Below are 20749 nucleotides of genomic sequence, written 5' to 3' on the forward strand. Positions count from 1 at the left end.
CAATAGATCAAAGGATATAAGCGCTGAGAGCGTAGGATGCTATGAGCGTCCTGTGGAAAATCATGAGGATCTCGCCCCGTATTTTCTTGGTCGATCTGGTCAGGGGGCAAAATACGGGGCGCTTTATTTGGCGACGTCTTCAACGGGCGAACCGTTCGACCGCTTAAAGGTCATCTCCAGGATCACATCGATCGCATTCAGTATATCGTGACGGCCATCCGGCTTCGACAGGTCGATATCAGAGAACATACTGCCGTTGTTCCGGGTATGCAGGATCATGTAGTAGATGCCGCCTACCAGTAAGGCGGCGATCGCCCGGAAATTCACTTTGCCTTTTTCCAGGTAACGGTCCGTCATCTCCAGTAGTTGCTGTCCCTTGACCTCCCTGGTTTGGTGTATGCTGCGCATAAGGTCGCTTTTAGCGGCCAGTTCCCAGAAAATGAGCTGCTGCATCTCCTTATCCTCATAGAAATAGAGGAATTGATTTTTGAGCACGTGGCCCAATAAGCGCTTCATCTCCTCCATATTTTCCGGGACCTTAAGTTCGTTCAGCTGGTCGACGAACCGCATCCAGTAGTCCGTTTCCACCACGTAGGCTTCCACCAGTCGATCAAAACTGCCGAAATAACGATAGATCAGTTTTTTATCGGTACCCGCCAGCCGGGCGATCTTGTTAACGCCCAGACCGGCATGTCCCTCGTCCTTAAAGACCTGGGCCACCGCGTTGATCAGCTTTCGTTTGGTTTGTTCTTTGTCTCTCATGGTTACCGTAGGTTTAGGTATAGTCTGGGTTCAATTGGCCTTCAAAACATATTTGAAGGCTAATATGATCGTTGCCAGGATAAGTATGATCGAAACACCTGCAATAACTGGTATGGCAGAAATTATCTCTGCGGGTCCGCCTGCGGCTAAGGCGCCAAAGACCGCAACGCCGATGGCTCCGCCAGTCTGCCGTATTGTATTCAGTACTGCCGAGGCAGTGCCGGATAATGATCTATCTACACTCGCCAGGATGCCGTTGGTCATGGCCGGAACCGCCATGCCCATGCCTGCGGGCATGAGTAAAAAAGGCAGGAATAATTGCCAGTAGGGTGTGTTTGCGTCGGCGAGGAAAAGTCCCGTGAAGCCTAATGCAAAAATGAACAGACCGGTGATGATCGATAAGCCGATACCGAACCTCTTAATGACCCGTCCGCTTAGCAGGTTAGTGATCACAAAACCAACAGTTAAGGGGACGAAGGCCAGGCCTGCGCTCATAGAAGAATAGTGCAGGACGTTTTGCAGATAAAGGCTAAGTACGAAAACGCTTCCATAATAAGAGCCATTAAGGATGCCTCCTAACAGCAGTAATACATTAAAGCTTGGAGAAGCAAATAAATGTAATGGAAGGATCGGGTTCCGGGCTTGCTTCTCGATCCAAATAAATGACCCCATCAACAGTATGCTTAATAATATACCCCCTGAGATAAACGGATTCTTTATTCCGAACTGATGCCATTCGATAATGGAGGCGATCAATATAGTAGCGGCCAGCATCCAAACCAATTGCCCTGCTGTATCGAACTTTTTAGCGGTAACGGCTACGGTCCCTTTTGGTAATTTGAAACTTAGCAAAAAACCTGCGAGGCAAAACGGAATGTTGACGTAAAAGATAAAACGCCAGTTGCTGATATGGATCAGCAGGCCGCCGATCAGCGGCCCGGCAGCCAGCGCAGCACTGCCCGCAGCCGTCCAAAGCCCAACAGCCCGGATCCTCGTAGAAGGCTCGTGCGCAAAAGCCTGGTTAAGAATGGCCAGGGAACTGGGGATCATGGTTGCAGCGCCGATACCCTGCAACACCCTGAAAACGACCAGCCAGATCGAACTGTCTGCTAAGCCGCAGCCGGCAGAAGCGATGCAGAATATCATAATGCCTGACTGGAAGATCCTCAAAGCGCCCAAACGATCACTTAAACTGCCTGCTGATAACATCAATACGGCAAAAGCGAGGGTATAAGCATCCACCACCCATTGTAAAGTAGTTATACTTGCATGATAGGATTGCGCGATCTGCGGCAGCGCGAGATTAACAATGGATACATCCAGCTGCGCGACGACAAAAGCTAAGCCGGTGACGGTAACTACTTGTCCGAAATTTGTATGTTTTGACGCTATATTCAACTTTATAAATTTTTGAGCGCCAAATTAAGCCTTGAATTTTTTAGGAATTTGGAACCTGATCAAGATGCCCCCCGGTTAAATCCTATCGTATCCCTGTAAAATTGCGGCGAAATATCTGTTTTGCCTTTAAAAACCCGGCTGAAATAATACTCGTCCTCATAGCCGAGTTCCCACGCGATTTCTTTAATGGTCTTATCAGTAAGATATAATTCCCTTTTGGCCTCAATAATGATCCGTTCGGTGATCAGGTCTGATGGTGTTTTATTAAAATGATTTTTGGTGATCCGGGCAAGTGAAACCGGCGTTAGATTTAAAATATCGGCGTAATCACTTGCAGAATGTTTTAACCGGAAATTATCTTCGATCGCGTTTTTCAGGTTCTGGATCAAAAAATGTTGTTTACTGTTGGTGTTATCAGCATCCTGAAGGTTTTGCTGTTCAAGTTTTATCCTGGTGGCCATCACCAGTAATATTTTCACGTAAGAGACAAGCACCTCATCTTTCCTGAACTCTTCGTCTTTTAATTCATTGGCTATTTGTTCGATGAGGTTTAAGATCGTTTTTTTACAACTTTTGTTGATGCAGACAAATGGCTGTTCATAGATATTGTTAAACAGGAGGCCGTTATTGGCTATTTCTTTATGGTGCCTGTAGATACAGAAAAAGTCATGATGGAACTGGATCGCGATACCTGTCAAAGTCCCTTTTGACAGCAACATAAATGGCTGGTAAGGATAGAATGCGAAAAGGGTATTTTCCTGGAAAGAATAGTCGCACATATCAACCCTGGCCAATCCTTCACCGGAAGTGATGAAGATGAGCGTGAAATAATTATTCCGCTGAATATGATCAAAATAGCTGTTATTATCGAACTCAAATAGTTTGAACGACAAATTTCCGTTCTGCTGATTGACGAGTGTATATACAGATTGAGATAACATGGTACTTACGATTTAATAAATGTTTTACTGAACTGTTCGCTGAGGGCTTTACACTCATCCGAACAAATTCCCCCGGTGATCTTCGGACCGGTTCCCCATTTTGGTACGTCCGCTGTAGACAGGATATTAAATTGGGAAGTTGAACCACCAATATATGGTACAGAGGCCCCATATACCAGTTCAGGGATCTTGTGATGCCGGATCAGGTAGGAACACATGATGCAGGGTTCATGCGTAGTATACATGATCGATCTTTCCAATTGGTCTGCATGTCCGTTTTTTACAGCATCCCTTACCGCTAATATTTCCGCATGGTTGGTAACATCACCCGAGGACCTCCCTGATTCTATACCGGTGCCGATCACATTTCCATCAGAAACGATGATCGCGCCCACGGGTGGATTGCCGGCCGCCAAAGCGATCTTAGCAAGATCTAAACACTGGCGCATGTAAATATTATATTCCTCTTCCATGATCTCCATTATAACGTTTGCCCCATTGGAAATTGGGATGGCACAATACATAAAATTACTTAAAAATAAATAATCATGGTGTACGCACAGGTAACCACTGCAAAGATGTGGTAGTCTTCCTTACCGGGGAATGGATAATTTTTACTTTATGATGGATGATTTTTTAATTCAAAAGCCTTGCTGTTTCCTGATATTGCAAAATTTTTGAGGCTGCAAAATTCAAATGCTGGCAGTTTGTCCGGCACATAATAAGCCGCCCCAACATAAATCTGGTACGGCTTTTCTGAGATCAGTCATTAGTAAAATCATTTCCTTCCAATAAAAACATAGCGGTAGAGCTCTGCTATGGCAGGTGTTATTTATCAGGAGCCCGGGCGTACGAAAGTCTGCCATCCCCGCATGGTTTCGATAAAGCGCTCGCTCAGTCCGCCCTGGCGCAGATATTCCGCTGTTACCGGCATCTTTGGGCTTTCGTACAGCGGGTTCGCTTTGACCTGAAGCGGGAAATCCCGCTGAAGAATGCCCGCCCGCGCGATCAGTACGAAGTCACAGCCTTCATCCAGTAATTCGCCCGCACGCTGCGCACTGTAGATCTTTCCGGCTGCCCCTAAACGGACGCCCTTGCGGGGAAGTTCGGTAAATATGCTGAGCAGGGTCTTTCCCTGGAATGTTCCTTCCCGGACGACCTGGGCCGAATCCCATAAGGCCAGGTCCAGGTAGTCGATGAGCTCACGATCAAAGATCTCTGCGGTGATCTCCCGCAGTTCCTCCAGGCGCAGTCCGTAGCGCTCTATAGATAAGCGCCAGCCGATCTGGAAATCCGGTCCGCAGGCCCGGCGAATGCCCTCAATGACCTCGATCGTGAAACGCGCGCGGTTCTCTACGCTGCCGCCATATTTATCCGTCCGGTCATTCAGATTTGGCGACAGGAATTCCGAAAGGATCCATCCGAAAGCTCCATGAACTGAAACACCGTCAAAGCCTGCCAGTTGTGCTCTTTTGGCCGCCGCTATAAAACTGTCCCGGATCCGTTCCACTTCTTCGGTTGTGATCGCCTTGACACCTTTTACCGTTTTGTCTGAGGCAGGTGCAGGAATTCCCCCGACTTCCGGAACGGCCCGATGGCCGGCGTGGTGTAACTGCACTGCTGATAATGCGCCGCCTTCGCGGATCGCTGTAGCCATGCTGGTCAGCCCCGGTAAGTGGTCATCACTGTGGATTCCCAGCTGTCGCTCAAACGCGATACCCCCGGCTTCTACAGTAGCCGCGCTGGTTTGGATCAGCGCGTAACCGCTTTGTGCAAGCTGCTCAATCCAGAATTGATCATATTCGGATGCCGTGCCGTCAAATTCACTTTGCTGGCTGGTCAAAGGGGCCATCATGAAACGGTTTCTCATTGCCTTGCCGTGCAGCAAAGTAAGGGGTTTGAATAGATCACAGACTGCCATTTCGATTAGTTTATTGATATTGTTTTTATATACTCTATGACAAAGATGCCCAGGAAATTGCCCCTATAGAATGGATGATTTGTACTATCTGATGGATGATTTTGGATATCATACAAAAAAAGCCACCCCAACCGAAGTTGGGAATGGCTTCCCTCACATCACTCATCAATAAAGATTATTTCCAGCCACCGCCAAGCGAGCGGTAAAGCTCTGCTACGGCACTTAACTGCTGGCGCTTAACAGAGGCCAGTTCGAGTTCACTTTGCAGCACATTACTTTGTGCCGTAATCACCTCCAGGTAGTTAGCCATGCCATTCTTAAATAACAGGTTGGCATTGCCTGTAGCCTGCTGCAGGGTGGTTACACGATTTGCAGCAATGGCCTGCCGTTCTTTCAATTTTTCAATTTTTACGAGGGCATCCGATACTTCACCAACGGCATTGAGTACCGACTGGCGGAATTGCAGCACGACCTTCTCGCGCTCAATTTTTGATACCTCGTATTGGGTTTTTAATTTTTTGCGGTTAAATATGGGTTGCAAAACACTACCCGCTACCGTGCCGAATAAGGACGCCGGTATATTGAACCAGTTACTGGCCTTTAAGGAGTTTACGCCACCCGCGGCTGTTATATTCAGCACGGGATACATGTTGGCTTTATTGAAACCAACATTTGCATTGGCGACATTAAGCGCTAACTCGGCACTCCGTACATCCGGTCTGCGGCTCACGACTTCTGATGGCAGCCCGGTCGGCACGCCCTCTGTTACCCTAAGCTGATCTAAACGCGTATTGCGTCCGATCTGAGCAGGCAAAGCACCGGTAAGGATGCGCAGGGCATTTTCCTGTATGGCGATGTTCTGCTCAAATTCGGGCACCAGTTGAGCGGCCGCCAGTTGCTGTGCTTCGGCCTGCTGAACAGCCAGGGAAGTCACCTGTCCCGCCTGCAACTGCAATTTGATAATTTGAAGCGTGCTATCGTTCAGCCTTACATTGCGGCGGGCAATGTCCAGCTGTTCGTCCAGCATCAACAGGTTATAATAGCCTTGTGATACCGATGAGACGATATTGGTTTGGATCGCCTTCCTGGCTTCAGCGGTCTGCAGGTATTGAGCCAGCGCGGCTTTACTCTGATTACGGATCTTACCCCAGATATCGGCCTCCCATGATAACGAAAGATTAGCGCTGTAATCTTCGATATGGTTAGTACCTAAAAACTGGCCTACGGTTAACCCATTCAGACTATTGTTTGACGGGTTGCTGGTATTCGCCGAAACGTTCAGGTTGACCTGTGGCGTGTAATTAAATTTGGTCTGTTTGAACAGCAGCCGCGAGGATTCGATGTTTTTTAATGCGATCTGCATATCATAGTTGTTGCTGATCGCACTATCGATCAGCTGTTGCAGGGTAGCATCAGTAAAAAAGTTTTTCCACTGTATGTCAGCAATGCTGCTTGTATCGGCAGTGGCAACGGCATTCCTGAAAGCAGCAGGCAATGCCGGTTTCGGTGTCTCTATGTTCCTGGAAACGTTGCAGGCGCTTATGATCATCAGTAAGGTGAGCCCGCTTATTATTTTTTTCATTTGTTGAGATATTGATATTATGATAATTCCGGTTCTAACTTTTTGATATCATGCCCGTCTTTAGCATCGTCAGGATGCTTTTCAACAGGTGTTCCGCTAACTTTTTCCTGCAGGTGCTGGAATATGATGAACAGGACCGGTATAATGAACAAGCCTAATAACACACCGGATACCATGCCGCCGGCTGCGCCAATGCTGATAGAATGGTTACCCTGCGCAGATGGCCCTGTAGCAATACTCATCGGAAACAAACCGGCCACGAAGGCAACCGAGGTCATGATGATCGGGCGGAGCCTGAGTTTCGCTGCTTCTATCGCTGCTGAAACCAGCGACTGCCCGGCCTTTCTTCGCTGAACGGCAAACTCCACGATCAGGATCGCATTCTTAGCGAGCAAACCAACCAGCATGATCAGGGCTACCTGTACATAGATGCTGTTGGAAATACCGGTTAACCCGATGGCCACAAACACACCGAATATTCCTGCTGGCAGGGATAAGATTACCGCCAGTGGAAGGATATAACTTTCGTATTGCGCTGCCAGCAAGAAGTAAACAAACACCAGACATAAGATAAAGACAAGTGTTGACTGCCCCCCGGATGCGATCTCTTCACGCGTTTGACCGGAGAATTCGTAGGAATAGCCTTCCGGCAGTTGCTTTGCAGCTACTTCCTCAACCGCTTTGATAGCAGCACCGGAACTGAACCCGGTCTTCGGTATGGCGTTGACCGAGATCGAGTTAAACATGTTATATCTGGAAACCGTCTCTGATCCATATACACGGGTTAGTTTCACCAGCGTGTTCATTGGAACCATATCACCCATTTTGTTCTTAACAAAAACACGGTCTATGGATGATGGATCCGCCCGGTCAACAATATCCGCCTGCACCATCACGCGGTAATATTTACCAAAACGGTTAAAATCTGATGCCTGGGCGCTGCCGAAATAAGCCTGCATCGTTTCCAGAATATCTTTTACGTTGACACCCAGCTGACCTGCTTTGTCATCATCGATTTCCATCTGTAATTGCGGGTAGTCTGCTTTAAAGCTGGTAAAGGCTACGCCAATTTCGGGGCGTTTCATTAATTCTGCGATAAACTGCTGGGAGATATTACTGAACTTATCCAGTTTACCACCTGTTCTGTCCTGCAGCACCAGGTCTAATGCTTCCACACTGCTAAAACCCGGAACTGTCGGGAAACTGAAAACGAATGCACCGGCCCCGGTAATTGCACTCATTTTACCTCTTGCCACGTCCATAACCGCATCGAGGTTTCTTACTTTACCCCGCTCTTTGTTCGGCTTCAATAAAATATAGATGATCCCTTTGGACGGACTCATGGAGTTGGTCAGTACATCAAATCCCGAAATGGCGGTCACAAAGCGCACAGCATCCATTTTCTTTAAGCTGATCTCTGCTTCTTTCATTACCTTTTGCGTACCGTCCAGTGTAGTACCGGATGGTGTATTTACAGCAATGGCAATAAAACCCTGGTCTTCTGTCGGAATAAATGCCGAAGGCGTAAATTTGATCATCACTACGGTGGCCACCGTTACGAGTGCTAAACCAGCCATGCTGAGCCATTTATGATTGATCAGGAATTTTAAGCCGCCTATATAACGGTTGGTGATGGCGTTAAAACTGCTGTTGAAACCAATGAAGAACTTTTCTTTAAAGCTTCTGTTGACAGGTGTTCCTTCTACATGATCGTGCGAATGGACATCTTTCAGGAACAATGCAGCTAATGCCGGGCTTAAAGTTAATGCGTTCACTGCCGAAATGACGATTGCTATGGCCATGGTGAAGGCGAACTGGCGGTAGAACAGGCCGGTTGAACCTTCCATAGAACCCACCGGCACGAACACGGCCGCCATCACCAACGTGATAGAGATGATGGCCCCGGAAATTTCATGCATGGCTTCATGGGTAGCCGCTTTCGCCCCCAGGCCTTTATGCTCCATCTTGGCATGGACCGCCTCGACGACCACGATCGCATCATCCACTACGATACCGATGGCCAGGATCAGCGCAAACAGGGTCAGTAAGTTGATCGAGAAACCAAAGATATGCATGAAAAAGAATGTGCCTAATATCGCCACGGGGACAGCAATAGCCGGGATCAATGTCGACCGGAAATCCTGCAGGAACAGGAATACCACGATGAATACCAAAACAAATGCTTCTATCAATGTATCTTTAACCTGGTCAATTGATTCATCCAAGGCTATTTTAGTACTAAAAAAGATCTGGTGTTTGATCCCTGCCGGAAAGCTTTTCGAGGCCTTTTCCATCGCTTTCCTAACCGCGATCTGCGTCTCATTTGCGTTGGCACCTGATAACTGAAGAATACCGAGGACCACGCCTTTTTTGCCGCTTAAACGCGTTAAGCTGTTGTAAGAAAAAGTACCTAATTCCACCCTGGCCACATCTTTTAAGCGAAGTACTGATCCGTCGGCATTGGATCTGATCGCGATATTCTCATATTCTTCCGGCTTGGTTAACTTGCCTTTGTATTTGATCACATATTCGAATATCTCCTTACTATGCTGACCGAATTTACCCGGCGCGGCTTCCAGACTTTTATCCTGGATGGCACGCGTCACTTCGTCGGGAGTGACCTGGTGGGCCGACATTTGTGAAGGGTTTAACCATACACGCATAGAATAATCCTTGGACCCGCCGTATATACTTGCCTGTCCTACGCCCGGAATACGTTTTAGTTCAGGAAGAATGTTGATCTCTGCATAATTGCCCACAAAGGTTTGGTCATATTTGGATTCATCCTCCGTATACAAACCGATACCCATCATGAAGGTAACGTGTTGTTTAGAGGTGGTGATCCCTTGCTGGATAACTTCAGCGGGTAAATGACTTAATGCCTGTGATACCCTGTTTTGTACGTTGATCGCTGCCTGGTCCGGGTTAGTGCCCAGTTTAAAGTAAACGGCGATCGATAAGGTACCGTCATTACTGGCAGTTGAACTCATATAGGTCATATCTTCAACACCGTTGATGGATTCCTCCAGCGATGGTGCTACGGAACGCAACACGGTTTCTGCATTCGCGCCCGGATAAAGAGCACTTACCACTACAGAGGGCGGTGCAATATCTGGGAACTGTTGTATGGGCAACTTGATCAAACTGATCACACCCAATATCACCAGTATGATGGAGATCACTGTCGCCAATACTGGTCTTTGTATAAATACTTTGAACATGGTCGTAAAACTTAGTTTTTGTTAATTAATTGGGCTGTTTTATCCGCGGCTTTGTCCGGGTGGATCTCCTGCCCGTCCTGCAGGCGGTCAAAACCGCTCAGTACGATCTGGTCGCCCGACTTTACACCATCTTTAATGAGGTATTTGTCGCCGCTTTTGCCAATGACCGAGATCTGCGTTTTGGCTACTTTGTTATCTTTGCCGACCGCGAAAACAAACACCTTATCCTGCATCTCTACAGTGGCAGTTTGGGGTACCAGGATGGCATCGTCATGTTGGAGGCCCAGCCTGATCTTACCGGTATTACCCGAGCGTAAAATGCCGCTGGCATTTGGAAAGCTGGCTCGTAAAGTGATCGCTCCGGTGTTTTTATCAAACTGACCATCGATCATGTCAATTTTACCTTTAACCGGATAGGCGGACTGATCAGCCAGAACCAGTTCAACCGGAGGCAGATGTTTGATCCTGTCAGCGGGCGTTTTGCCTGGGTAATGCAGGTTGAAACTGTTAAAATCATTTTCTGCTAAAGCGAAGTAAACATGCACCTCGTGGATATCAGACAGCTGCGTTAAGGCGATCTGGTCAGCAGGGGAAACTAAGCTTCCCTGTTTCTTGGGAATGCGGCCGATATAACCGCTTACGGTTGCTTTAACATTGGTATAGCCTAAATTGATCTGGGCCGACGCAACATTTGCCCTGGCCTGTTCTGCATTCGACCGGGCGATCTGAAGCGTGGTCTTTGCGGTTTTTAGCTGAAAATCTGAAACGACCTTATTCTCTACGAGCGGGGTGAGTTTATCCACTTCCAGTTGCGCGTTCAGGATTGCCGCTTCAGCAGCGTGCAAGCTTGCTTTGGCATTATTTAACGCCTCTTTAAAAGGCTGCGCATTGATTTGGAATAAGGTTTGCCCTGCAGAAACATAAGCGCCCTCGTTAACTAAAACACTTTGTAAATATCCGCTGACCTGTGGGCGGATATCAATATCTACCGCGCCCTGAATGGATGCCGGGTATTCCTGGAAAGTAGTTTCGGAAGCACTGGCGATAGTGCCTACCGGCAATGACGGCGGCGGGGCCTGGGGTGTTTGCGGTGTTGATGAACAGCCGTATAATGCAATGGCGACAAGCGCTAAAATGATATTTTTCATTTGATTAATTTTTTAATGATGTTAATTGGAAGAATCAGTACTGCCTGATGGCAGACAATGAGTTAAATCGGTTAACGGCGAAAAATAAAAGAACACCGTTAACGAAGGGTCAAAAGCTAAGTCGCTTTTGCAATGGAATTGATGATATCGCTAATCGCGACTTTCAGTACCTGGTTATTCATTTCATCGGAATACCCTCTTTTTAAGATATTAATAGAAATTAGCCCGTGAACAACAGACCAGAAAGTGTAATATTTTAAGCAGATGACATCCGGGGAAGGGTTAGCCGAATTCATCAGGCTTAGAATTACTTCCCTGAATTGGTTAAGCGGACTCTTGGACTCCGGCAGCTCTTCGACCACACCACAGCAACAATTGATCTGGACGCCGAACATGAGCTGGTAGAGTTCCTGGTTCGCGAATGCGAAGTCCCAGTAGGCCAGCCACATTGCTTCCAGTTGACTTGCCGGCAGATCGTGCTTATTTCGGGCCGCCTGTATATCTTTTGACAGGATCAGGTAGCCGCGCCTCGTGAGCTCAAGCAATATGGCTTCTTTGTTATTGAAATATTCATAGATAACGGGCGGCGTATATTCAATTGCATCAGCAATTTTGCGCATGCTTAAAGACTGCCATCCTTCCTCGATCGCGATGCGCAGCGATGCATCCAGGATATTGATCCGGGTTTCATCTTTTAAGCGTTGAATTCTGTCTTTACTTGCCACTTTTGTGTTATTAAATTGTCTAACGGCGTTACGAAACGGGAACTTTGTTACTTGTGTTGATTTCCTTAAAGTATTTCGATTAGCCGGGAATAAGATCACTGCTCCCGGATCTGGCCGGAAACAGTGATCAGTAATAATTTTAGAAGATCAGGATGTTATACCCCTCATTTCTCAGGTTAAGGAAACTTGGAAGTCCTGGTGTTCCGGGTACTTCGTTATCACCCAACAGGTCGTAACCCGATACTTCGGTTCCGAATACAGCAACGCAGCCTTTGGAAAGCCCGTGAACATGATCCTTCACTTCCTTATAAAGCCCGTAAACCGGATGCTCAGGTTTCTCCAGTTGCTCAGGCCACCTGATGCCGGCACCCTGGAAAATAATTTTTACATCTTCACCTGCATGTTTGAATTCATATGCCGATGCCAAAGCGTTGAATACGCGTCCGAGTGCTTCTTCTGAACCAGCCTTGGGATCAGACAGAATTATGATAGCTGTTTTGCTCATATTATCTTTTGTATTTATTTACAATGCAAAGATGCCCTGCTATTCATTCGTCATGAATGGAGGATTCCTACTATCTAATGGATGATTTTTTATAAAGCTGGCACCGGTGCGCTAACAGAAATGATTCGTATGACAGACCGGCTTTCATTGACCATCCACATCATTTTTTGAAAATAAAAAAGCCTGCAAGTAGAATACTCGCAGGCTTTTCCATATGGTTTGACAGATACTAAGGCGACGGTGAAACAGACAATATCACCTTTCGGTGTGCATAAGATCAGCGTTTATAACTGACAATAGTTCACGGATCATTTTAGCCGTGGCGCCCCAGATCTTGTGGCCCTCTACTTCATAATGCGGTGTTAAAACCCGGTCACCAGGAATCAGGATTTCGCTGCATCCGACGCTGTTTGGCTCCAAAAAATGATCAATCCGAGTTTCAAAAACAACTTTGACTTCTCTGGGATCGGGCAGGAATTCCGGCCTGTAATTGAGGTAGCCGATGACCGGAAGCACGAGAAAATCGCTTGGTGCGATATAGATCTCTGTGAGCGTTCCCAATATTGTTACGTCTGCTATCTTCAACCCGATCTCTTCCTGCGCCTCGCGGAGCGCGGTGTAAGTTATGGAGATGTTGACCACCCTGTTCCGGGCCAAATTGACCACTGGGTTAGCTGACTTTTGAGTTGCAGCAAACGCTGTAAAAGCGTGTACAAAAATAGTTATTTAAAAGGCAATTTCATTAGAGGCTGTTTACCGGTTCGATACTGCGTTTTTTTCTCATAGATTCCCCTTTTAACTCGATGCGGTGTGCATCATGAACGATCCGGTCAAGTATAGCATCAGCAATCGTTTTTTCACCGATCACCTCGAACCATTTACTGACCGGCAACTGTGAGGTAATGATCAGAGAAGTCTTGCCATGCCGGTCCTCTATGATCTCCATTAATGCGGCTCTGCTCTGTGCATCAAAAGGCTGTATCCCAAAGTCATCCAGTATAAGCACTTGTGTTCTTTCCAGCTTAGCCAGCTCCTTGATATAGGAACCGTCCGCCTTTGCCATCTTCAGTTTAGCGAATAGCTTGGGCGTGCTGGTATATAGTACCCGGTAGCCCAATATGCAGGCCTGGTGGCCGATAGCAGAAGCCACATAGCTTTTACCGATACCGGTACTGCCGGTTATCAGTAGGTTCTCAAAGCGATCAATAAACGTACAGTCTGCCAAACGCATGATCTGATTACGGTCGATTGTCCGATCTGCATGGTAATGAACATCCTCTATAGCAGCTTTATAGCGGAACTTGGCATACTGGATGGTACGATCAATACGCCTGTTCTGACGGTCGTCCCACTCGGCTTCTACCAGGTGTGCCAGCAGTTCGTCTGCTGTGTAATCATTTGTTTTACCGGTTTCCATGCTGCTTTTAAAGGCATGGAACATGCCGAAGAACTTCATCTTCCGCAGTTTGTCTAAGGTGCTTGTGTTCATGTTATTGTTGTTTTAAATAGTTATTTGTAATAGTCTTCTCCCCGGATATTGCCATGATCTGGCATCGGCAGCTCATCGGCAAATAAGCTTTCCTCGTAGTTGTCCATCTTGTTTTCCAGTATGGTTTGTATCGTTTTATAGTTATACACACCGTAGCTCAATGCTCGCTGGCAGGCAATGGTCAGCCTTTCGTTCCCGGCTTTTTGCAAAGCCAAGCACCTCTGAGCAAGACTTATAAGCCTGTTCCGGGTGCTGCTTGCGCTCCAGTATTTGAAGGATATACAGCCTTACATCCTCGTGGATGGAGGCTGCCCAATCCAGGAACATATCCGGCGTCCAGTCGCTTTTAAAGCGGTGAGTACTGGCCATGTGCTCCTTATCCGTAGTATAGCCATAGGGGTTTTTATTGCGCTTATGCAGGGCGATGCGCTCATAGTTATAGTACACTTCTACCGTCGTGCGGGAGTATAATAACTTGACCCGCTTGCCAATAAAGCGGTAAGGCACACTGTAATAATGCTTGTCAGGGCCGAGGTTAACATGGCCGTTCTTGATCACCTGCTATGCAATTGCTTCTTGAACTGGTAACGCAGGGCGGGTAATGGAGCAAGCGCACTGCGTTCGATCTCCTCAAACTGTAACCTGCGGCTGTAGTTACGGCCTTTGAGCATCTGGGTGTTATGAACTTCAAGGGTCTGCCAGATTGCTGCATTAAGCTCCGTTAAAGAATGATACACCTGTTTGTTTAATGGTGCGTATATCTTGGTATAAATAATCTTTACCGCACCTTCTACCAATGCTTTATCACGAGGGCGGTATGCCCGAGCTGGTAATACAGTCGTTCCGTAATGATCTGCAAAGTCCTCAAATGTTTCGTTCAGGGTGGGTTCGTAGCGGCTGCTTTTGGTTACGGCGGCCTTCAGGTTATCTGGTACAATGGCGGCAGGGACGCCGCCGATAAAGTGCAGGGTGTTCTCGCAGGCCGCAATAAAGTCTTCCTTCTGCTGGCTCATTACAGCCTCAACATAGGTTAACTGGCTTGCGCCCAAAATAGCTACAAAAACCTCTACAGGTGTGATCTCCCCGGTATCCTTATCGGTGATACTCATCTTTTCACCCGCAAAATCGACGTATAGCTTATCCCCAGCCTTATGATCCATGTGCATAGTCGGGTTAACCCTGGCCTTCCACTGGTTATAATAAAAGCAAAACTGGCTGTACAGATAGCCATCAGGAAACTCTTTGTAATAAGCCTCCCATAGTATTTGCCGGTTCATGCCGGTCTTTTTCAGCTCTTTATCCACGTGAGGAAAGCAGCGTAGCATGGACTGCATACGCGCGTTAGGCGGGTGTTCTTTGGACTTTCCGAACAAATCTTCCAGTTCCTGGTCATTCAACGCGTTAACCTCATCAAAGGTAAAGCCGGTTGCTTTAAAGGCTGCTACATACTTTTTTACCGTGTTTCTCGATGCATCGGCCTGGGCAGCGATGGTCATTAATGGCCGCTGCTGGCTGTACATCCTTAGTATCTTTCTGATCTTACTCATGCTGATTGTTAAGTTGGCCATGCTTAGGAAGGTGTCTTTGCCCTCAAAAGATGGTCTCTTTTACAGCATTTGCTACGTGTTTGCGGTGGTCAATTTGCCCCGGAATCAGGTGGTCAGTTTCGCCCGGAATGGGTGGTCAGCTTGCGCCGGATTGGAGTGGTCACGTTCATCAGAATCTCCACTTTCAGGTTACAACTAAGCTTTTCTATAAATGAAGAGAATATTTTTTTTGCAGCCATATCAGGTATTTTACAACGGTTCATTGCCGTAGTGAGAGTTAGCAGCCATTGATCACGGCGAGTTTGGAAAAACGATCGTCTGCCATCCCCGTAAGTGATTGATAAAGCGCTCGGGAAGTCCTCCCTGACGTAAATGTTCTGCCATCACCGGCATTTTTACGCTTTCGTATGCCGGGTTTGCCTTTACCTGAAGCGGAAAGTCCCGCTGAATAATTCCTGCCCGCGCGATCAGCACAAAATCGCAGCCTACATCCAGCAACTCTCCGGCACGCCGGGCGGTCATGATCTTGCCGGCTACACCCAGGCGAACGCCCTTGCGGGGAAGCTCTGTAAAAAGACTGAGCATGCTTTTTCCCTTGAATTGTCCTTCGTGAACGATCTGGGCTGAATCCCATAAAGCCAGGTCCAGGTAGTCGATCAGTTCGCGATCAAAGATATAAGCGGTGACTGCACGCAGTTCTTCCAATACCAGTCCATATCGCTCTATAGATAAGCGCCAGCCGATTTGAAAATCAGGGCCGCATTCCCGGCGGATGCCCTCGATGACCTCGATTGTCAGACGTGCACGGTTCTCCAGGCTTCCCCCGTACTTATCATTACGGTCATTCAAATAGGGTGACATAAATTCTGAAAGGATCCAACCAAAAGCTCCGTGTACGGCGACGCCATCGAACCCCGCGAGCTGGGCTCTCTTTGCGGCCGTGATAAAGCTGTCGCGGATCCGCTCCACCTCTTCGGTGGTGATCGCATCAACTCCCGGTACCGTGTCGCTCGAAGCGGGTGCAGGTATACCTCCTAAGAGCGGATTGGCACGGTGTCCGGCATGGTGTAATTGCACCGCGGACAAACCGCCGCCCACTCGTATGGTTGACGCTATCCTTGTCAGCCCCGGCAAATGTTCATCGCTGTGAATACCAAGCTGGCGGGCAAACGCAATGCCACTTGCTTCCACAGTAGTAGCGCAGGTTTGGATCAGTGCATAACCGCTTTCTGCAAGCTGTTCGTACCATATATGGTCAAATTCGGATGCCGTGCCGTCGAATTCACTTTGTTGATTCGTAAGCGGTGCCAGCATGAAACGGTTTCGCATGGCCGGACCATGTAGCAGCGGCAGCGGCTTAAACAGATCAGATACAGCCATTTTGATTATATTTTACTTTATACATCATTTCTATTGTTTAGCATTCACAAGTATCACCTGAACACGATCCCCCGTTACTTGGCAGCGGAACATGTTGACTGTTTAACCAATCGTCGACAACGATTTTCAGGCCGTCATAATCCTGGAATCCACGGGTGATGACTTTAATGTTTCCGTTATCGATGGTGAGCAGCGTCGGAAAGCCCTGAACGCCTAGCTGGCGGCTAAATTGAAAGCCCTGATTTGTTTTTAGCTTCATTTCTTCGGAATGGAACCGCTCCAAAAAGACCGGCTTCTCAACGCCGATTTCTGCAGCCAGTTCTGCGAGTACCGCGCCATTGGTAATATCCTTTCCTTCTACGTAGAATGCTTTTTGCATCAGGCTCAGAAACACGAAGTCCTGATCAGGCAACAATTCCTTTATCACCATCAATGCACGGCTTGACGGTTCGGTATCATAGCGGAAGGTATCAGAGATGAACTTCATCGAGTGATCGAAAAACTGTCCGCTCCGCGCGTTTACATTGTTCCAGTGATAAGCCAGGAATTCCTTATACTCATCGTCAACAACTTGCTTGCTATAGGGCGAAAATCCGCCTGAAATGATCTCAAGGTCAATATCTTTGTAGTTCTCTTTCAATTTTTTTACGGCAGGACTAAAGCCATAGCACCACGAACACATTGGGTCTGTGAAATAATACATTTTCATAATTCCAACTTTTACTTCTGAATAGTTTTGTTTACTTAGCAAAGGTGCCGTGTCAATCCTTTTAATAGAATGGAGGATTTTTACTATCTGATGGAGGATTTTTTAGAAGTTGACAAGTCCGCGTTGACTTATTGCCAGGAGTGATGAAGGACGCTGACCAGGGTATTTGGCATAGGCATTTACACGATTAAAATTAATGTTGTGCTGTCAGGTAACAGCTGATCCGATGACACAATTCAGCAGATGTCAAACTGCATTACTCCTGGTAAGTCAATTTCTTTAACGGGGTAAGATAGCCAAGGACAGGGGAGCCGGGATTTTCCGGATGATACGGAAACGCCATGGTTTTGAGATATCAGGTTACTTTGCATTCCCAGGAAATATTGATGGAAAGATAGCATCAGCTTCGAAAAGTTGAGCCAATTAAGTATTTGATCCTTTAATGCATTGCCTGTGTTTTACCCCCCAGCTTTCGAGCATTTGAATGATGGGGGCCAACTCATAGCCTATAGAAGTTAACTCGTATTCCACCCTGACTGGCACTTCAGCATAAACTGACCGGCTAATGATCTTATGGTCTTCCAGTTTCCGGAGTTGCAGGGTGAGCATACGTTCCGTGATGTTTGGCAGGGATTTTTTCAGTTCGCAAAATCTAAGCTTACCATTGATCAACCAGGAACAGATCGGGATAGCCCATTGTCCACCCAGGAGGATCGATGCATAAACTTCCGAACAATGGTCAGCCAGGGCCTGCTTGTTGGCAAAATTGGTGGATGTTTCTTTGATTTTAGACACTACTTACATTTTTTATAGTACCCTACAATGGGTTGCTAATGTACACTATCTAAATAAGCGCACCTACCTTTGATTGGAGATTCTGATGAACGTGACCACTCCAATCCGGCGCAAGCTGACCACCCATTCCGGGCGAAACTGACCACCTGATTCCGGGGCAAATTGACCACCGCAAACACGTAGCAAATGCTGTAAAAGAGACCATCTTTTGAGGGCAAAGACACCTTCCTAAGCATGGCCAACTTAACAATCAGCATGAGTAAGATCAGAAAGATACTAAGGATGTACAGCCAGCAGCGGCCATTAATGACCATCGCTGCCCAGGCCGATGCATCGAGAAACACGGTAAAAAAGTATGTAGCAGCCTTTAAAGCAACCGGCTTTACCTTTGATGAGGTTAACGCGTTGAATGACCAGGAACTGGAAGATTTGTTCGGAAAGTCCAAAGAACACCCGCCTAACGCGCGTATGCAGTCCATGCTACGCTGCTTTCCTCACGTGGATAAAGAGCTGAAAAAGACCGGCATGAACCGGCAAATACTATGGGAGGCTTATTACAAAGAGTTTCCTGATGGCTATCTGTACAGCCAGTTTTGCTTTTATTATAACCAGTGGAAGGTAGAGTTAACCCGACTATGCACATGGATCATAAGGCTGGGGATAAGCTATACGTCGATTTTGCGGGTGAAAAGATGAGTATCACCGATAAGGATACCGGGGAGATCACACCTGTAGAGGTTTTTGTAGCTATTTTGGGCGCAAGCCAGTTAACCTATGTTGAGGCTGTAATGAGCCAGCAGAAGGAAGACTTTATTGCGGCCTGCGAGAACACCCTGCACTTTATCGGCGGCGTCCCTGCCGCCATTGTACCAGATAACCTGAAGGCCGCCGTAACCAAAAGCAGCCGCTACGAACCCACCCTGAACGAAACATTTGAGGACTTTGCAGATCATTACGGAACGACTGTATTACCAGCTCGGGCATACCGCCCTCGTGATAAAGCATTGGTAGAAGGTGCGGTAAAGATTATTTATACCAAGATATACGCACCATTAAACAAACAGGTGTATCATTCTTTAACGGAGCTTAATGCAGCAATCTGGCAGACCCTTGAAGTTCATAACACCCAGATGCTCAAAGGCCGTAACTACAGCCGCAGGTTACAGTTTGAGGAGATCGAACGCAGTGCGCTTGCTCCATTACCCGCCCTGCGTTACCAGTTCAAGAAGCAATTCCAGGCCAGGGTGATCAAGAACGGCCATGTTAACCTCGGCCCTGACAAGCATTATTACAGTGTGCCTTACCGCTTTATTGGCAAGCGGGTCAAGTTATTATACTCCCGCACGACGGTAGAAGTGTACTATAACTATGAGCGCATCGCCCTGCATAAGCGCAATAAAAACCCCTATGGCTATACTACGGATAAGGAGCACATGGCCAGTACTCACCGCTTTAAAAGCGACTGGACGCCGGATATGTTCCTGGATTGGGCAGCCTCCATCCACGAGGATGTAAGGCTGTATATCCTTCAAATACTGGAGCGCAAGCAGCACCCGGAACAGGCTTATAAGTCTTCGCTCGGGGAGCATGGCTTAGCAAAAAAAGCCGGGAACGAAAGGCTGACCATTGCCTGCCAGCGAGCATTGAGCTACGGTGTGTATAACTATAAAACGATACAAACCATACTGGAAAACAAGATGGACAACTACGAGGAAAGCTTATTTGCCGATGAGCTGCCGATGCCAGATCATGGCAATATCCGGGGAGAAGACTATTACAAATAACTATTTAAAACAACAATAACATGAACACAAGCACCTTAGACAAACTGCGGAAGATGAAGTTCTTCGGCATGTTCCATGCCTTTAAAAGCAGCATGGAAACCGGTAAAACAAATGATTACACAGCAGACGAACTGCTGGCACACCTGGTAGAAGCCGAGTGGGACGACCGTCAGAACAGGCGTATTGATCGTACCATCCAGTATGCCAAGTTCCGCTATAAAGCTGCTATAGAGGATGTTCATTACCATGCAGATCGGACAATCGACCGTAATCAGATCATGCGTTTGGCAGACTGTACGTTTATTGATCGCTTTGAGAACCTACTGATAACCGGCAGTACCGGTATCGGTAAAAGCTATGTGGCTTCTGCTATCGGCCACCAGGCCTGCATATTGGGCTACCGGGTACTATATACCAGCACGCCCAAGCTATTCGCTAAACTGAAGATGGCAAAGGCGGACGGTTCCTATATCAAGGAGCTGGCTAAGCTGGAAAGAACACAAGTGCTTATACTGGATGACTTTGGGATACAGCCTTTTGATGCACAGAGCAGAGCCGCATTAATGGAGATCATAGAGGACCGGCATGGCAAGACTTCTCTGATCATTACCTCACAGTTGCCGGTCAGTAAATGGTTCGAGGTGATCGGTGAAAAAACGATTGCTGATGCTATACTTGACCGGATCGTTCATGATGCACACCGCATCGAGTTAAAAGGGGAATCTATGAGAAAAAAACGCAGTATCGAACCGGTAAACAGCCTCTAATGAAATTGCCTTTTAAATAACTATTTTTGTACACGCTTTTACAGCGTTTGCTGCAACTCAAAAGTCAGCTAACCC

Annotated in this window: 21 protein-coding genes; 3 read left to right on the forward strand and 18 right to left on the reverse strand. The window is 47.2% G+C overall.

Annotation, left to right across the window (positions count from 1 at the left end):
* Window positions 1–123 precede the first annotated feature (123 nt).
* The 18 genes from ACEN82_RS11515 to ACEN82_RS11600 all read right to left on the reverse strand — a co-directional run bounded on the left by ACEN82_RS11515 (window position 124) and on the right by ACEN82_RS11600 (window position 18123).
* Complete coding sequence (locus ACEN82_RS11515) at window positions 124–762, reverse strand: TetR/AcrR family transcriptional regulator (RefSeq protein ID WP_413320665.1); 639 nt, start codon at window positions 760–762, stop codon at window positions 124–126.
* Between the two features lie 30 nt (window positions 763–792).
* Window positions 793–2160, reverse strand: coding sequence for an MFS transporter (locus tag ACEN82_RS11520; RefSeq protein WP_413320667.1), 1368 nt, complete (start codon window positions 2158–2160; stop codon window positions 793–795).
* A gap of 59 nt (window positions 2161–2219) precedes the next feature.
* A complete protein-coding gene (locus ACEN82_RS11525; RefSeq protein ID WP_413320669.1) occupies window positions 2220–3101 on the reverse strand; it encodes a helix-turn-helix domain-containing protein in 882 nt (293 codons plus the stop codon).
* A gap of 5 nt (window positions 3102–3106) precedes the next feature.
* Window positions 3107–3625, reverse strand: coding sequence for a nucleoside deaminase (locus ACEN82_RS11530; protein WP_413320671.1), 519 nt, complete (start codon window positions 3623–3625; stop codon window positions 3107–3109).
* 311 nt (window positions 3626–3936) lie between these two features.
* Window positions 3937–5022 carry an NADH:flavin oxidoreductase gene (locus ACEN82_RS11535; RefSeq protein WP_413320673.1) on the reverse strand — a complete coding sequence of 362 codons (1086 nt, stop codon included), beginning with the start codon at window positions 5020–5022 and terminating at the stop codon, window positions 3937–3939.
* Window positions 5023–5197: 175 nt separating this feature from the next.
* Window positions 5198–6604 carry an efflux transporter outer membrane subunit gene (locus ACEN82_RS11540; RefSeq protein ID WP_413320675.1) on the reverse strand — a complete coding sequence of 469 codons (1407 nt, stop codon included), beginning with the start codon at window positions 6602–6604 and terminating at the stop codon, window positions 5198–5200.
* Between the two features lie 17 nt (window positions 6605–6621).
* Window positions 6622–9825, reverse strand: a complete 3204-nt coding sequence (locus tag ACEN82_RS11545) for an efflux RND transporter permease subunit (protein ID WP_413320677.1) — start codon at window positions 9823–9825, stop codon at window positions 6622–6624.
* A gap of 11 nt (window positions 9826–9836) precedes the next feature.
* Entirely contained in the window at window positions 9837–10973 is a 1137-nt protein-coding gene (locus ACEN82_RS11550) for an efflux RND transporter periplasmic adaptor subunit (protein ID WP_413320679.1), read from the reverse strand.
* A gap of 116 nt (window positions 10974–11089) precedes the next feature.
* Window positions 11090–11698 (reverse strand): TetR/AcrR family transcriptional regulator, encoded by a 609-nt coding sequence (locus ACEN82_RS11555; protein ID WP_413320681.1) that lies wholly within the window; start codon window positions 11696–11698, stop codon window positions 11090–11092.
* 139 nt (window positions 11699–11837) lie between these two features.
* Window positions 11838–12203, reverse strand: a complete 366-nt coding sequence (locus ACEN82_RS11560; RefSeq protein WP_256539309.1) for a DsrE family protein — start codon at window positions 12201–12203, stop codon at window positions 11838–11840.
* Between the two features lie 255 nt (window positions 12204–12458).
* Window positions 12459–12860, reverse strand: coding sequence for an NUDIX hydrolase (locus ACEN82_RS11565; protein WP_495644125.1), 402 nt, complete (start codon window positions 12858–12860; stop codon window positions 12459–12461).
* Window positions 12861–12945: 85 nt separating this feature from the next.
* Window positions 12946–13692, reverse strand: coding sequence for an IS21-like element helper ATPase IstB (gene istB / locus ACEN82_RS11570; RefSeq protein ID WP_495644019.1), 747 nt, complete (start codon window positions 13690–13692; stop codon window positions 12946–12948).
* A 20-nt stretch (window positions 13693–13712) separates the two neighbouring features.
* Window positions 13713–13841 (reverse strand): hypothetical protein, encoded by a 129-nt coding sequence (locus tag ACEN82_RS11575; RefSeq protein WP_495644042.1) that lies wholly within the window; start codon window positions 13839–13841, stop codon window positions 13713–13715.
* Window positions 13834–14250, reverse strand: coding sequence for a Mu transposase domain-containing protein (locus ACEN82_RS11580; RefSeq protein ID WP_495644126.1), 417 nt, complete (start codon window positions 14248–14250; stop codon window positions 13834–13836). Before ACEN82_RS11580 ends, ACEN82_RS11575 begins: the two co-directional genes overlap by 8 nt.
* Window positions 14247–15239 (reverse strand): IS21 family transposase, encoded by a 993-nt coding sequence (istA, locus tag ACEN82_RS11585; RefSeq protein ID WP_495644127.1) that lies wholly within the window; start codon window positions 15237–15239, stop codon window positions 14247–14249. The genes ACEN82_RS11580 and istA (ACEN82_RS11585) overlap by 4 nt, the downstream gene beginning before the upstream one ends.
* Window positions 15240–15530: 291 nt before the next feature.
* Window positions 15531–16619, reverse strand: coding sequence for an NADH:flavin oxidoreductase (locus ACEN82_RS11590; protein ID WP_413323196.1), 1089 nt, complete (start codon window positions 16617–16619; stop codon window positions 15531–15533).
* A gap of 37 nt (window positions 16620–16656) precedes the next feature.
* Window positions 16657–17328 carry a DsbA family protein gene (locus ACEN82_RS11595; protein ID WP_495644128.1) on the reverse strand — a complete coding sequence of 224 codons (672 nt, stop codon included), beginning with the start codon at window positions 17326–17328 and terminating at the stop codon, window positions 16657–16659.
* A gap of 423 nt (window positions 17329–17751) precedes the next feature.
* Complete coding sequence (locus tag ACEN82_RS11600; RefSeq protein ID WP_413323195.1) at window positions 17752–18123, reverse strand: winged helix-turn-helix transcriptional regulator; 372 nt, start codon at window positions 18121–18123, stop codon at window positions 17752–17754.
* A 255-nt stretch (window positions 18124–18378) separates the two neighbouring features.
* Here ACEN82_RS11600 and ACEN82_RS11605 point away from each other — a divergent pair, with 255 nt between their 5' ends.
* The 3 genes from ACEN82_RS11605 to istB (ACEN82_RS11615) are packed head-to-tail and all read left to right on the forward strand — an operon-like array spanning window position 18379 to window position 20674.
* Entirely contained in the window at window positions 18379–18819 is a 441-nt protein-coding gene (locus tag ACEN82_RS11605; RefSeq protein WP_495644129.1) for a hypothetical protein, read from the forward strand.
* On the forward strand, window positions 18765–19907 hold the full coding sequence (istA, locus tag ACEN82_RS11610; RefSeq protein ID WP_495644130.1) for an IS21 family transposase: 1143 nt from the start codon (window positions 18765–18767) through the stop codon (window positions 19905–19907). Before ACEN82_RS11605 ends, istA (ACEN82_RS11610) begins: the two co-directional genes overlap by 55 nt.
* A 20-nt stretch (window positions 19908–19927) precedes the next feature.
* A complete protein-coding gene (istB, locus tag ACEN82_RS11615) occupies window positions 19928–20674 on the forward strand; it encodes an IS21-like element helper ATPase IstB (protein ID WP_495644019.1) in 747 nt (248 codons plus the stop codon).
* Window positions 20675–20749 lie beyond the last annotated feature (75 nt).

The sequence above is a fragment of the Mucilaginibacter sp. Mucisp73 genome (genome assembly GCF_059491465.1).

Bases quoted from the DNA above. Each gene is read 5' to 3' on its own strand.
- istA (WP_495644130.1), top strand. From the start codon at position 18,765: ATGGATCATAAGGCTGGGGATAAGCTATACGTCGATTTTGCGGGTGAA.
- ACEN82_RS11515 (WP_413320665.1), bottom strand. From the start codon at position 762: ATGAGAGACAAAGAACAAACCAAACGAAAGCTGATCAACGCGGTGGCC.
- ACEN82_RS11590 (WP_413323196.1), bottom strand. From the start codon at position 16,619: ATGGCTGTATCTGATCTGTTTAAGCCGCTGCCGCTGCTACATGGTCCG.
- ACEN82_RS11545 (WP_413320677.1), bottom strand. From the start codon at position 9,825: ATGTTCAAAGTATTTATACAAAGACCAGTATTGGCGACAGTGATCTCC.
- ACEN82_RS11540 (WP_413320675.1), bottom strand. From the start codon at position 6,604: ATGAAAAAAATAATAAGCGGGCTCACCTTACTGATGATCATAAGCGCC.
- ACEN82_RS11550 (WP_413320679.1), bottom strand. From the start codon at position 10,973: ATGAAAAATATCATTTTAGCGCTTGTCGCCATTGCATTATACGGCTGT.
- istB (WP_495644019.1), top strand. From the start codon at position 19,928: ATGAACACAAGCACCTTAGACAAACTGCGGAAGATGAAGTTCTTCGGC.
- ACEN82_RS11535 (WP_413320673.1), bottom strand. From the start codon at position 5,022: ATGGCAGTCTGTGATCTATTCAAACCCCTTACTTTGCTGCACGGCAAG.
- istB (WP_495644019.1), bottom strand. From the start codon at position 13,692: ATGAACACAAGCACCTTAGACAAACTGCGGAAGATGAAGTTCTTCGGC.
- istA (WP_495644127.1), bottom strand. From the start codon at position 15,239: ATGAGTAAGATCAGAAAGATACTAAGGATGTACAGCCAGCAGCGGCCA.
- ACEN82_RS11525 (WP_413320669.1), bottom strand. From the start codon at position 3,101: ATGTTATCTCAATCTGTATATACACTCGTCAATCAGCAGAACGGAAAT.
- ACEN82_RS11560 (WP_256539309.1), bottom strand. From the start codon at position 12,203: ATGAGCAAAACAGCTATCATAATTCTGTCTGATCCCAAGGCTGGTTCA.
- ACEN82_RS11595 (WP_495644128.1), bottom strand. From the start codon at position 17,328: ATGAAAATGTATTATTTCACAGACCCAATGTGTTCGTGGTGCTATGGC.
- ACEN82_RS11605 (WP_495644129.1), top strand. From the start codon at position 18,379: ATGAGTAAGATCAGAAAGATACTAAGGATGTACAGCCAGCAGCGGCCA.
- ACEN82_RS11530 (WP_413320671.1), bottom strand. From the start codon at position 3,625: ATGTATTGTGCCATCCCAATTTCCAATGGGGCAAACGTTATAATGGAG.